The organism is Streptomyces sp. KL2 (genome assembly GCF_046529545.1).
Taxonomy (GTDB): domain Bacteria; phylum Actinomycetota; class Actinomycetes; order Streptomycetales; family Streptomycetaceae; genus Streptomyces; species Streptomyces radiopugnans.
Window position 1 is genome coordinate 3,050,999 of the sequence record NZ_CP127170.1, and the last position, 12,520, is coordinate 3,063,518.

Annotated in this window: 11 protein-coding genes; 7 read left to right on the plus strand and 4 right to left on the minus strand. The window is 75.4% G+C overall.

From position 1 onward, the window contains the following. Positions 1-135 precede the first annotated feature (135 nt). The 6 genes from QPK52_RS13810 to QPK52_RS13835 all read left to right on the plus strand — a co-directional run bounded on the left by QPK52_RS13810 (position 136) and on the right by QPK52_RS13835 (position 7,262). Positions 136-1,035, plus strand: coding sequence for a tryptophan 2,3-dioxygenase family protein (locus QPK52_RS13810; protein WP_410537791.1), 900 nt, complete (start codon positions 136-138; stop codon positions 1,033-1,035). Then, positions 1,028-2,314 (plus strand): kynureninase, encoded by a 1,287-nt coding sequence (kynU, locus tag QPK52_RS13815; protein ID WP_410537792.1) that lies wholly within the window; start codon positions 1,028-1,030, stop codon positions 2,312-2,314. The genes QPK52_RS13810 and kynU overlap by 8 nt, the downstream gene beginning before the upstream one ends. After that, complete coding sequence (locus tag QPK52_RS13820; protein WP_410537793.1) at positions 2,307-3,083, plus strand: alpha/beta hydrolase family protein; 777 nt, start codon at positions 2,307-2,309, stop codon at positions 3,081-3,083. The genes kynU and QPK52_RS13820 overlap by 8 nt, the downstream gene beginning before the upstream one ends. A 91-nt stretch (positions 3,084-3,174) precedes the next feature. Then, positions 3,175-4,608, plus strand: a complete 1,434-nt coding sequence (locus QPK52_RS13825) for a sensor histidine kinase (RefSeq protein WP_410540326.1) — start codon at positions 3,175-3,177, stop codon at positions 4,606-4,608. Then, entirely contained in the window at positions 4,605-5,270 is a 666-nt protein-coding gene (locus QPK52_RS13830; protein WP_410537794.1) for a response regulator, read from the plus strand. Before QPK52_RS13825 ends, QPK52_RS13830 begins: the two co-directional genes overlap by 4 nt. 138 nt (positions 5,271-5,408) lie before the next feature. Then, positions 5,409-7,262, plus strand: coding sequence for a protein kinase domain-containing protein (locus QPK52_RS13835; protein WP_410537795.1), 1,854 nt, complete (start codon positions 5,409-5,411; stop codon positions 7,260-7,262). On the opposite strand, the gene QPK52_RS13840 is transcribed toward QPK52_RS13835, so the two are convergent. The 3 genes from QPK52_RS13840 to QPK52_RS13850 all read right to left on the minus strand — a co-directional run bounded on the left by QPK52_RS13840 (position 7,246) and on the right by QPK52_RS13850 (position 10,727). Continuing rightward, positions 7,246-7,908 (minus strand): hypothetical protein, encoded by a 663-nt coding sequence (locus QPK52_RS13840; protein ID WP_410537797.1) that lies wholly within the window; start codon positions 7,906-7,908, stop codon positions 7,246-7,248. The two genes, QPK52_RS13835 and QPK52_RS13840, sit on opposite strands and share 17 nt — an antisense overlap. 189 nt (positions 7,909-8,097) lie before the next feature. Further along, complete coding sequence (locus QPK52_RS13845; RefSeq protein ID WP_410537798.1) at positions 8,098-9,735, minus strand: ABC transporter permease; 1,638 nt, start codon at positions 9,733-9,735, stop codon at positions 8,098-8,100. Beyond that, entirely contained in the window at positions 9,732-10,727 is a 996-nt protein-coding gene (locus QPK52_RS13850) for an ATP-binding cassette domain-containing protein (protein ID WP_410537799.1), read from the minus strand. Before QPK52_RS13850 ends, QPK52_RS13845 begins: the two co-directional genes overlap by 4 nt. Positions 10,728-10,823: 96 nt before the next feature. Between QPK52_RS13850 and QPK52_RS13855 the strand changes: the two genes are divergently transcribed. After that, positions 10,824-11,384 (plus strand): GbsR/MarR family transcriptional regulator, encoded by a 561-nt coding sequence (locus tag QPK52_RS13855; protein ID WP_410537800.1) that lies wholly within the window; start codon positions 10,824-10,826, stop codon positions 11,382-11,384. 42 nt (positions 11,385-11,426) lie between these two features. Here the strand turns inward: QPK52_RS13855 and QPK52_RS13860 are convergent, their stop codons facing one another. Beyond that, positions 11,427-12,284 carry a diacylglycerol kinase gene (locus QPK52_RS13860; RefSeq protein ID WP_410537801.1) on the minus strand — a complete coding sequence of 286 codons (858 nt, stop codon included), beginning with the start codon at positions 12,282-12,284 and terminating at the stop codon, positions 11,427-11,429. Positions 12,285-12,520: the final 236 nt, after the last annotated feature.

The following is a 12,520-nucleotide window of genomic DNA, read 5'->3' on the forward strand; positions in this document are numbered from 1 at the left end:
CCGGCAGCTCCCCCGGCGCCCTCCGGCGGGAGATCCCTCCCGATCGGCCCTTGCCGTCGCCGGGTCCTGAACCGATGATCTGCGGAGAAGGCCCGGCGACCCCGGGCGAGCGCGCGAGGAGAACAGAGAACAGCCATGCCGTCACAGTCGTCAGAGCCGTCGGGGACGTCACAGCCGACCGGAGCACAGCCCGGTACCGGGGCCGGTACCGAAGCCGACAGCGGTTCGGAGAACCCGAACCTCGACTTCGCGGGCACCACGCCCTACGAGGACTACGTCAAGGCGGACGTCCTCACCCACCTCCAGCACCCCCTCTCCGACGATCCCGGAGAGATGTCCTTCCTGGTGACCACACAGGTGATGGAGCTGTGGTTCACCGTCATCGTCCACGAGTGGACGGTCGCCTCCCGGGCGCTGCGCGCGGACGACCCGCGCACCGCGCTGGAGGCGCTCAAGCGCTCGGTGTACGAGATGCTCTCGCTCAACGCCTCCTGGGAGCCCCTGGCCCATCTCACCCCGGCGCAGTTCAACGCATACCGCGGGGCCCTCGGCGAGGGGTCCGGCTTCCAGTCCGCGATGTACCGGCGCATGGAGTTCATGCTCGGGGAGAAGTCCGCGTCCATGCTCGTCCCGCACCGCGGCGCGCCGCGCGTCCACGACGAGCTGGAGAAGGCGCTGCACGAGCCGAGCCTGTACGACGAGGTGCTGCGCTACCTCGCCCGCCGCGGTGAGGACATCCCCGAGGAGGTCACCGGCCGGGACGTCTCGCAGCGGTACGAGCCCCACCCGCGAGTCGAGCAGGTCTGGGCGCGGATCTACTCCGGCGATCCCGGCAGTGAGCTGCTGCGTCTGGGGGAGGCGCTGACCGAGGTGGCCGAGCAGGTCTGGCGCTGGCGCAACGACCATCTGGTGGCCACCCGCCGCGCGATGGGCTCCAAGCAGGGCACCGGCGGCTCCGCGGGCGTGGCCTGGCTGGAGAAGCGCGCCCGCAAGAACGTCTTCCCCGAGCTCTGGACGGCCCGCAGCTATGTCTGACGCAACCGAGAACACCCCCGGGAACGCCTCCCGGAACGCCTCCGCCCACCCCTCCGCGAGCACGGCCCTGCGCGAGGAGGCGGCGAAGCTCGACGCCGCCGACGGCCTGGCCGGCCGGCGCGAGTCCTTCGTCCTGGAGGACGAGAAGGGCGAGCGCGTCGTCTACCTCGACGGCAACTCCCTGGGCGCGCTGCCCCGTTCCGTGCCCGCCCGCGTCGCGGACGTGGTGGAGCGCGAGTGGGGGCGGCTGCGGATCCGCTCCTGGACCGAGTCCGGCTGGTGGACCGCGCCCGAGCGGGTCGGCGATCTGATCGCCCCGATCGTCGGCGCCGCGCCCGGCCAGATCGTGGCGGGCGACTCCACCAGCGTCAACGTCCTCAAGGCGGTGGTCGCCGCGATCCGGATGGCCCGCGAGGACAACCCGGCCCGTACCGACCTGCTGGTGGACGCCACCACCTTCCCCACCGACGGCTACATCGCCGCCTCCGCGGCCCGGCTGACCGGCGCCGCCGTCCGCGCGATCCCGGCCGGGGGCATCCCCGGTTCGGTGGGCCCGCGCACCGCCGCCGTGCTGGTCAACCACGTCGACTACCGCACCGGCGAGCTCCACGACCTGCCCGCCATCACCGCCGCCGCCCACGAGGCGGGCGCGTACACGGTGTGGGACCTGTGCCACAGCGCGGGAGCCCTCCCGGTGGGGCTGGACGAGCACGGCGTGGACCTGGCGGTCGGCTGCACGTACAAGTACCTCAACGGCGGTCCCGGCGCCCCGGCGTACCTCTACGTCCGCCGCGGCCTCCAGCCGCGCTTCGACTCCCCGCTGCCCGGCTGGAACTCGCACGCCGACCCGTTCGGCATGAGCCACGAGTACGAGCCCGCCGACGGCGCGCCGCGCGGCCGGGTCGGCACGCCGGACATCCTGTCCATGCTGGCGCTGGAGGAGGCGCTGAAGGTCTGGGACGGGGTGGACATGGCGGCCGTACGCGCCAAGAGCCTGGCCCTGACGGACTTCTTCCTGCGCTGCGTGGAGAGCTACGTGCCCGCGGGGCGCGTGGAGTCCGTGACCCCGGCCGAGCACGCCCGGCGCGGCAGCCAGATCGCGCTGCGCTGCGCGGACGCCGGGGAGGTCATGGCGGAGCTGGTCGCGCGCGGCGTGGTGGGCGACTTCCGCCGCCCGGACGTGCTGCGCTTCGGCTTCACCCCGCTGTACACGTCCTTCGCCGACGCCGAGCTGGCGGCCCGTGTCCTCGGCGAGGTGCTGGCGGAGCGCGATGCCTGAGACGGCGTCCGCGGGCGAGGCGGAGGAGGCGGCGCTGCTGGGCCTGGCCCCGGTGGCGCCGTCCGCCACCGAGCGCTACGGCCCCCACCCCTCGCAGGTGATCGACCTGTACGGCCCGCCCGGCGGGCCCCTGGTGGCCGTCCTGCACGGCGGCTTCTGGCGGGAGGCGTACGACCGGGTCCATCTGTCCCCGCTCGCCGCCGCGCTGGCCGGCGGGTACGGGCTGCGGGTGGCGCTGGTGGAGTACCGGCGCGTCGGCGGGGGCGGCGGCTGGCCGGGCACCTTCGAGGACGTCGGCGCCGCCCTGGAACACCTGCGCGCGGCAGGGGAGGTGCGGGTGCTGGCCGGGCACTCGGCGGGCGGCCACCTGGCACTGTGGGCGGCCTCCCGCGGTCCGGTGCGGTGCCCGGTGGTCGCCGCCGCCCCGGTCGCCGACCTCGCCCGCGCCCATGAACTGGGCCTGAGCGGCGGTGCGGTGGCCGATCTGCTGGGCGGTGGGGAACACCTGGCGGCCCGGCTGCCCGGAGCCGACCCGATGCGGCTGCCGCCGCCGGACCCGCGGGCGGTGCCCGTGGTGCTGCTGCACGGCGCCGAGGACGCGGACGTACCCGTCGAGCTGTCCCGCCGCTACGCCGCCGCCCGGCCCGGCGCCCGGCTGGCCGAGCTGCCCGGCACCGGCCACTACGCGCCCGTCACTCCGGGCACGGCGGCCTTCGGGCTGCTGGCGCGGGAGCTGACGCGGTACGCCGGGCGGGCGCGCGGTACCTGAGCGTGTAGTACCTGAGACGGACCCCGAAGGATGCGACCGCGGGCGGACGACCGGGACGCCCGCGGTCCCTAGGGTCGTCACCGTGACCGATATGACGAAACCCGCCGGGGCGAAGACGGCCGCGGCCGGCGGCTCCCGGCAGCCCACCGAGCTGCGGATGGCCCGCGACGCCCTGCACGACCTGCGCGCGGACCTGCTGACCGGAGCCTTCGCCTTCCGGCCGCTGCCCCCGCTGCCGGAGGACCACCGGCTGCTGCGCAGGCTGCCCGCCGCCGCGCGCGGCCCGGCCCGCCGGCTGCCGCACCTGGCCCTGGTGGGCCTGGCGCTGCTGCTGATGTTCATCGAGTCCGTCAACTCCCAGCCCTATGACGGCGGCGGCGGCCTCGTCCGGGCGCTGTTCCTGGGCGTGCCGCTGATCGTGCTGCTCTTCCGGCCGATCGGGGCCTTCTGGCTGTCGCTCGGCGGCATGTTCTTCACGGCGGTCGTCGCCCCCGGCGCCTGGACCGCCTGGCCCTGGACGGGTGTCTCCTTCGTGGCGCATCTGGTGGTGCTGCTCGTCGTCGCCGCCCGCACCCGCCCCCGGGTGTCGGTCCACATGTGGCTGCTGACCGCCCTGGCCGGCGGGCTCGCCGCCGCGACGGACCCCTACCGGGGCGCGGCGGTCGCCTTCGCCATGGTGGTGGTCTCCGGGATCGTCCTCACCCTGCTGCTGGCCGTGCGCGGCTGGCGCGACTCGCGGCGGCAGGTCGTCGAGCAGGTCGCGGTGGTGGAGGAGGAGCGGTCCCGTCGCACCCTGCTGGAGGAGCGCACCACCATCGCCCGCGAGCTGCACGACGTGGTGGCCCACCACATGTCGGTGGTCGCCATCCAGGCCGAGGCGGCCCCCTACCGCGTCCAGGACCCGCCCGAGGAGCTGGTGGCGGCGCTGGCCACCATCCGGCAGAACGCGGTGACGGCCCTGACCGAGCTGCGCCGCGTCCTGGGCGTCGTCCGAGCGGATCTGCCCGGCGGCCTGGACGGCGGTCTGGGCGACTGGGGCCCCGAGGCGCCGCAGCCCACCCTCGCCGACCTCGGCGGCCTGCTGGAGAACGTGCGCCGCGCCGGGCTAGAGGTGGAGTCGGTGACCACCGGGAGGCCGCGCCCGCTGCCGCAGGGCGTGGAGCTGTCCGCGTACCGCATCGTGCAGGAGGCGCTCAGCAACGCACTGCGCCACGCGCCCGGTGCGAGTGCCCGGGTGGAACTGGGCTACGTGCCGGTCGGGCTCGGGCTGCGGATCGTCAACGGGCCGCCCGCGGAGCCGGTGGAGGGCCGGGTGGGGGCGGGCCGGGGCGCCGGGCACGGGGTCCTGGGGATGCGGGAGCGCACGGCGATGCTCGGGGGCGAGCTGACGGCCGAGGAGACCGAGGACGGCGGCTTCGCGGTGGAGGCGTTCCTGCCGGTGGAGCCGGACGCCGCGCGGGACACGGCACCGGACGCCGGGCGGAACACGGCACCGGACGCCGCGCTCCGGAAGGACGCGCCGTGATCCGGGTGGTGGTCACCGACGACCAGATGATGGTCCGCGAGGGCTTCTCCGTCCTGCTGAACGCCCAGCCGGACATGGAGGTCGTCGGCGAGGCGGTCGACGGGCGCGAGGCCGTGGAGGCGGTCGCCGGGCTGGACCCGGACGTCGTGCTGATGGACATCCGCATGCCCGTGGTCAACGGGCTGGAGGCCACCCGTGAGATCTGCGCGTCCGGCTCGGCCGCCAGGGTGCTGATCCTGACCACCTACGACCTGGACGAGTACGTCTACCAGGCGCTGCGCGCGGGCGCGAGCGGCTTCCTGCTCAAGGACGCCTCCGCCCGCCAACTGGCCGACGGGGTGAGGACGGTGGCGGCCGGTGAGGCGCTGCTCGCGCCGACGGTCACCCGGCGGCTGATCGCGGAGTTCTCCCGGCTCTCGGCCGCCGCCGGCCCGCGCGCCCCGCTCAGGGAGCGCATCGGGGATCTGACCGAGCGCGAGACGCAGGTGCTCGCGCTCGTCGCCCGGGGCCTGTCCAACGGCGAGATCGCCGACCGCCTCGTCGTCGCCGAGTCCACCGTGAAGACGCACGTCAGCCGGGTGCTGGTCAAGCTGGGGCTGCGCGACCGCACCCAGGCGGCCGTCTTCGCCTACGAGTCGGGGCTCGTCACTCCCGGAAGCTGAGCCCCGGAGGCCGAGCCCCGGGGCCGGGCTCGCGGAACCGGGGCAGGGAACCGGTCACGGATCGGTTGCCGTCGTCATCACCGTGCGTCCGCACCTCTATTCTCGACGGACGAGGTGAACGGGGAGGAGCCGCGCGCGATGGAACCACTGGGGGACGGTGACCCGCGCTGGATCGGCGCGTACAGGTTGCTGGGGAGACTGGGCGCGGGCGGGATGGGCCGGGTCTACCTGGCACGTTCCGAACGCGGCCGTACGGTCGCGGTGAAGGTCGTCCAGGAGGAGCTGGCCCGCCAGCCGTCCTTCCGGGAGCGCTTCGCCAAGGAGGTCAACGCCGCACGGCGGGTCGGCGGCCAGTGGACGGCTCCGGTGCTGGACGCCGACACCGACGCCGAGATCCCCTGGGTGGCCACCGGCTACATAGCCGGCCCGTCGCTGCAGGCGGTGGTCGACGAGGACTACGGACCGCTGCCCGAGCACTCGGTGTACGCGCTGGCCGCCGGGCTGATCGAGGCACTGCGCGCGATCCACGGCGCGGGGCTGGTGCACCGCGACCTGAAGCCGTCGAACGTGCTGGTCACCATCGACGGGCCGAAGGTGATCGACTTCGGCATCGCCCGCGCCCTGGACTCGGTGACCGGGAGCGGGCTGACCCAGACCGGCGCCGTCATCGGCTCGCCGGGCTTCATGTCGCCCGAGCAGGTGCGCGGTGAGCGGGTCACCCCGGCCGGCGACGTGTTCTGCCTCGGTGCGGTGCTCGCCTACGCGGCGACCGGGCGGATGCCGTTCGGCACGGCCGACAGCGGCTTCCACGCGCTGCTGTTCCGCATCGCGGAGGAGGAGCCCGACCTGACCGGGCTCTCCGGGCCGCTGCGCGAACTGGTGGCGGACTGCCTGGTCAAGGACCCGGCCGGCCGGCCCGCGCTCGACGGCCTCGCCGCCCGCGTCGCTGCGCACACGCCCTCCGGCGGGACCTGGCTGCCGGGCGAGGTGCTGGCGCAACTCGGCCGCCACGCGGTGCGGCTGCTGGACAGCGAGGACCCGGACGCGGCGGCGAGTGCCCTCGCGCCGCCCGCGGCCACGGCGCGTCCGGCGCCGGCCGTGCCGCCCGCCGCACCGGGTACGACGCCCGCGCCCCACCCGGGTGCCGTACCGGGGGCCGCCCCTGGATACACAGCTCCCGTTCCGCCGACCGTGCCGCCCCAGCCCGCGTACCGGTCGGGGCCGGCCGGCACGCCGTACGCGCCGCAGGCGTCCCAGTCGTGGCACTCCACGCCCCCGCCCCCGGTCACCGCCCCCTACCCCGCGCCCGGCGGCGCCGGGCGCCCCGGCACCGCGCGGTCGGCGCGCACGCTGTCCCTCGCGCTGAGTGCCGGGCTGAGCGCGCTGCTGCTGTGCACGCTGGTGCAGCTCGTGCTCGACCTCCGGGTCTACGGGGAGCTGGACGGCCTCCACGAGGGGGCCTCCCTGGCGTACGCGGCCGTCGACCACGACTCCCTGCGGAGCACCACCGAGGTGATGGCGGTCCTCTCCGGCCTGTTCCAGTTGCCGGTGATCGTGCTGTGGCTGGTGTGGTTCTGGCGGGTCCGGGCGAACGCCGAGGTGTTCGCCCCCGGGCAGATCCGCTACCACCAGGGGTGGGCGATCGGCTCCTGGCTGGTGCCGGTGGTCTGGTTCTTCATGCCCAAGCAGATCATCAACGACATCTGCGACCACAGCGACCCCACCTCGACCCGGACCACCTGGTACGGCCCCCGCCGCAGCAGCAACCGCGGCCTGCTCAACGGCTGGTGGACGATGTGGCTGGCCGGCATGGTCGCCGGGCTCCTCAACTACGAGCCGTGGTACGAGGCCGAGACCGTCGGGCAGGCGCAGGGCGACGCGGCCCTCACGGTCGTCACCGACTTCCTGACCTTGCCCTCCGCAGTGCTGGCGATCCTGGTCGTCCTGCGGCTGACCGCCCTACAGGACGACCGGATCAAGGCCGGCCGCTGACCCGCCCGCCGCCGATCCGGCTGCCGCCGACCCGCCCGCCGCCGATCCGGCGCAGTCGGCGTACCGCGGACAGGGCCCCGGCGCGGTGGCGCAGGAGCACCGCGCCGGCCGCCAGCCCCGCCAGGGCGGCCGCCCCGCCGAAGGCCGCCGCCGGGGACGATCCGGCGCCGGATTCCGCGGCGACACCGGTGTGCACGAAGGAGGCGGACAGCAGCTCCCCGGTGCCGCAGACCGCGACCACGGGGTAGCTCCCGCCGACGGCCAGCCCCTCCCGCAGGGGGGCGGTGGCGTGTCTCTCCCGGGCGGGACGGTCGTCGGCGCGTTCGAGCGCGACGGTCCGCTCGAAGGCGGGTGAGGAGACGACGCCGCCCGCGCCGCCCGCCTCGCACACGGCGCGTACGCCGAGGGCCCCGCCTCCGTCCCCGCCCGCGCGGGCGGGGGTGAGGGTGAGTCCCTGGCCGGCGTCCTGCCCGCCACCGCCGCCACCGCCCCCGTCCTCCGCGGCGGACACGGCGACGACGGTGGCGACGGGGGCGGCGGTCAGCGCCAGGGCGGCGGCGGCCGTACCGGCGGCCAGCGTGCGGCGGGCGCGGCGGGCGCGGCGGCACCGGGTGCGGGCGGGGGCGTGGGGGCGGGGAGACTGCATGGCGGCGACCTCCGCTGCGTTCGGGTGCGCGTCGCCCCCATGCGAGCAGTGTCCCCGCCGCCCCGCATCCCCGGGTGGTGCGGGGGGATGACACGGCTGCCCCGTACGGCGGAACGGGCCGTACGGGGCAGGTGCGGCGGGGCGGCCGCGACGGACGGACCGCACAGCCGGCGGGGCCCGCCCGGTGCCTCAGCCGATGTCGCGCCGGCGGAACGCGGCGAGCCCCGCCGCCGTCAGCCCCGCCGCGGCCAGCAGCATCCACAGGTACGGCGCCGCGGCCGGGTCGCCGCCCGGCAGCTTGGGCAGGTGCGTGAACGGCGTGAGGTTCATGACCGCCCGGGGCAGGTCGAGCGCCGGGCCGAGCCAGCCGATGACGAGCGCGCCGCCGACCAGCGCCCACGCCGCCGCGGCCGCCTCCGGCACGGCGCCCAGGAGCAGCACCGCCACCGCGGTGAGCGCCCACACCGCCGGCGCCTGCGCGAGGACCGCGCCGGTCACCCGCCACACCGCCCCCGGCTCTCCTGCGGTCAGCCCGTAGCCCGCCCCCATGGCCAGACCGCAGGCGGTGAGCAGGACGGCCGATCCCGCGAAGGCGAAGAGCAGATGGCCTGCCGCCCAGCGCAGCCGGGGCACCGCGCCGGCCAGGATCGGCTCGGCACGCTCGGAGGTCTCCTCGCCGCGCATCCGCAGGACCGCGCTCACCGCGTAGATCGCGGTGATCATGCCGAACAGCCCGGCCATCGCGGCGAGGAAGGCGTCGGTGAGGCCCGAGGCGCCGCCCATCCGCTCGATGATCTCGCGGCTCTGCTCGTTGTCGCCGAGCAGGTCGCCCGCACCCTCGGCCATGGCGCCGAAGACCAGGCCCGCGAGCACCAGCCCGGTGCCCCAGCCCAGCAGCGAACCGCGCTGGAGCCGCCAGGCCAGCCCGTAGGGGCCGTTGATCCGGCCCGTCGCCGGTCCGGGCCGGGTGGCCAGGAAGCTCGCGCCGATGTCGCGCCGCCCGGCCAGCTCGTACGCGGCGGCCGTCACCGCCGCGGCCAGGGCCGGCAACAGCAGCAGGACCCAGGGCCGTTCGTCGGCGAACGGCCGCACGTTGCGCGCCCAGGCCAGCGGGGAGGCCCAGGCCAGCGGGGAGGAGCCGTCGGTGGTGCCGGAGTCCCCGGCGGCCCGCAGGACGAAGGCGGCGCCCAGTACGGCGCCGGTCAGTCCCTTGGCGAGCCGTGCGCTCTCGGTGAGCTGCGCGGCCAGGGCGGCGACCGCGGCGAAGACCAGGCCGGTGCCGCCCAGGGCGAGTCCGGTGGCCAGCGATCCGCCGGCGGGCAGCCCGGTGCCGGTCAGGCCGAGGGTGACGAGGGCGGCGACCGCCGCGTTCGCGATCACCGCGGCCAGCAGGGCGGAGGTGAGCGGCGCGCGGCGGCCGACCATCGCGGCGGAGATCAGCTCCTGGCGGCCTGTCTCCTCCTCCTCGCGGGTGTGCCGCACCACGATGACCATGTTCATGATGGCGATGAGCACGCTGCCGATGGTGAGCATCTCCCAGACGGCCAGACCGCCGACGGAGCTGCTGAAGGCCGGGCCGTACACCGCGCGCATCGAGCTGTTGGCGTTCATCGACACGACCAGCTCGGCGCGTTCGGCGGCGGTGGGGTAGAACTGCTCGATCGCCGCGGCGTTCTGCACGGCGAGTACGGCCAGCAGCAGGACCCACACCGGGATCAGCACGCGGTCGCGGCGCAGCGCGAGCCGCAGCAGTGCGCCGGTGCCGGCCAGATCGCGGCGGGAGCCGTCGCGGCGGGCGGCCGCGGCCGGCTGGGCGACGGCGGTCATGACGCCACGACCTCCTCGCCGCCGGACGTCGCGCCCGCGGCGTCGCGGCGGTCCCCGCCCGTCCCGCCGGCACCGGCGGCCCCGCCTTCCCCGCCTTCCCCGCCTTCCTGGTAGTGCCGCAGGAAGAGCTCCTCCAGGGTGGGCGGGGTGCTGGTCAGGCTCCGCACACCGGACTCCGCGAGCCGCCGCAGCACACCGTCCAGCTTGTCGGTGTCCACCTGGAGCCGCACCCGGTGGCCCCGGACGGACAGGTCGTGGACGCCGGGCAGACCGGACAGCCCGTTCGGCTCGCCCGCCAGCTCCGCGCTGACGGATGTGCGGGTCAGGTGCCGCAGGTCGGCGAGCGATCCGCTCTCGACGGTGACGCCCCGGCGGATGATGCTGACCCGGTCGCACAGTGCCTCGACCTCGCTGAGGATGTGGCTGGACAGCAGCACCGTCCGCCCCCGGTCGCGCTCCTCGGCGACGCAGTCCCGGAAGACCCCCTCCATCAGCGGGTCGAGCCCGGAGGTGGGCTCGTCCAGGATCAGCAGCTCCACGTCGGAGGCGAAGGCGGCGACGAGGGCGACCTTCTGCCGGTTGCCCTTGGAGTAGGTGCGGCCCTTCTTGGTGGGGTCGAGTTCGAAGCGCTCCAGCAGCTCGTCGCGGCGCCGGGCGTCGAGCCCGCCGCGCAGCCGCCCGTAGAGGTCGATGACCTCGCCCCCGGAGAGGTTGCGCCACAGGGTCACGTCGCCGGGCACGTAGGCGACGCGGCGGTGGAGTTCCACGGCGTCCCGCCAGGGATCGCCGTCCAGCAGCCGGGCGGTGCCGGAGTCGGCGCGCAGCAGGCCCAGCAGAACGCGGATGGTGGTGGACTTCCCCGAGCCGTTGGGCCCCAGGAAGCCGTGGACCTCGCCGGTCTCGACGTGCAGGTCGAGTCCGTCGAGCGCACGGGTACGGCCGAAGGTCTTCACGAGACCGGAGACCGAGATGGCTGTGGTTGCCTTGGTCATGGTTGTGAAGGTACTCTAATTTCAGAAATTTGTGAACATAGGAAATGGCCAGGATGGCCCAGGCGCTCATGACCTGGAAAGATGGGGTCCGTGGTGGTGAGTGAACAGCCGAACGAGTCGAACGACCCGGCCGACGGCCCGCGTGCGCGGTCCTACAGCCCCGAGGTCGCCGAGTTCGTCGAGCGTTTCGCCGCCGAGCTGACCGAGGCGGGCATGCAGCGCATGGCCTCGCGGGTCTTCGCCTGCCTGCTGACCGAGGACTCCGGCATCCTCGGTTCCGCCGAGCTCTCCGAGCGCCTGCGGATCAGTCCGGCCGCCGTCTCCGGCGCCATCCGCTACCTCTCCCAGGTCCACCTGGTCACCCGCGAACGGGAGCCGGGCTCGCGCCGGGAGCGCTACCGGGTGCACGCGGACGTCTGGCACGAGGCGTTTACCGACCGCGACGCGCTGCTCGGACGCTGGGGCGCCACCTTCGATCAGGGCCTCAAGGCCGTGGGCCCCGACACCCCGGCGGGCCGCCGCATAGCCGAGACGGCGGAGTTCTTCGACTTCATGCGGCGGGAGCTGGCCACGATGCTGGACCGCTGGCACGCCCACCGCGAGGCCGCGCGCGGCGGCGACCCCACCGCGCGCGGCGGCGACGCCCCGGCGTCCTGACGCGTACTCGCCGCTCCCCGCTCCGAGCCCGCCCGGGCGGGCTCACACCGGGGAGGCCCGCTGGGGCGGTACGGCGGGAGGGGCGGCCGGCGGCACGGTCAGGCGCAGCGCCGAGGGGTGCGCCGTCCAGGTGCGGGTGAGGACGGGTCCGGAGACCACCGCGTCGGCGCGGTAGCGGAAGTGCGGCCCCGAGACCGTGACCGTACGGGCCCGCGCCCGCACCGGTCCGTCCTGCGACAGCCGCCGCACGACCACGTCCACCAGGCCGTCGCCCGGTGTGAGCGAGACCTGTTCCACCGGGCTGTCGAGGTCGGTCAGCAGCACCCCGTCGGCCTCGACGCGCAGCCGCGCCGCCCCGGGGCCGGGCGCGGGCCGGGCCAGGGTGCGCACCAGGGAGCGGCAGCGGCCCAGCGGTCCGCGCGCCTGGCCGCCCGGGCCGCCGTCGCGCCGCTCCCTCTCCTCGTGCAGCGGCGGGATGCGCAGGCCCCCCAGGACCACTCCGCCGCTGTCGTCTATCAGCAGGTCGAAGCGTCTCTCCCGCCCCTCCAGCACCGTCCGCGCCGCGTGCACCGCATCCAGCGGCACCCCCAGCGTCCCGGCCAGCGCCACCGAACCCGGCCGTCCCACCGGCACCACCGACAGGGCGCAGTGCGCCAGATCGCGCTCCAGGTGCAGCAGCCGCACCGCCCGCAGCAGCGCCCGGTCGTCGCCTATCACCACCGGGCGCCGGCGGCCCCGGCGGGCCAGCGCCCGCGCGGCCTCCTCGGGGCCGTCCGGCAGGCACACCTTCACCGCGGGGGAGCCCGCGGTCAGCACGTCCCTGGCGATCCGTACGGACTCCCCGTCCGTACGGCGGGCCACGGGGTCGACGAGCACGAGCAGCGGATGCGGAACCGGCACCTCGGTCCTTCCTTCGGTTGCCCGGCCGCCTGGGGCCGCCGGGGGCGGCCGGATTCGGCGGCCGCGGACGGGAGTTGGCTGTGGTGGGTACGGACGGCGGGATCGGCGGGGGTGCTGCCGGGGGTCGTCGCGTTCGCCTCCCGTCGGAGGAGTCCGGTAATCTCTCGGTGCAAGAGCCCCTGTCGCTGTTGCGGTCAGGGGTTTCGTCGATTCGGGGCACCGGTCCGACGGTTCTT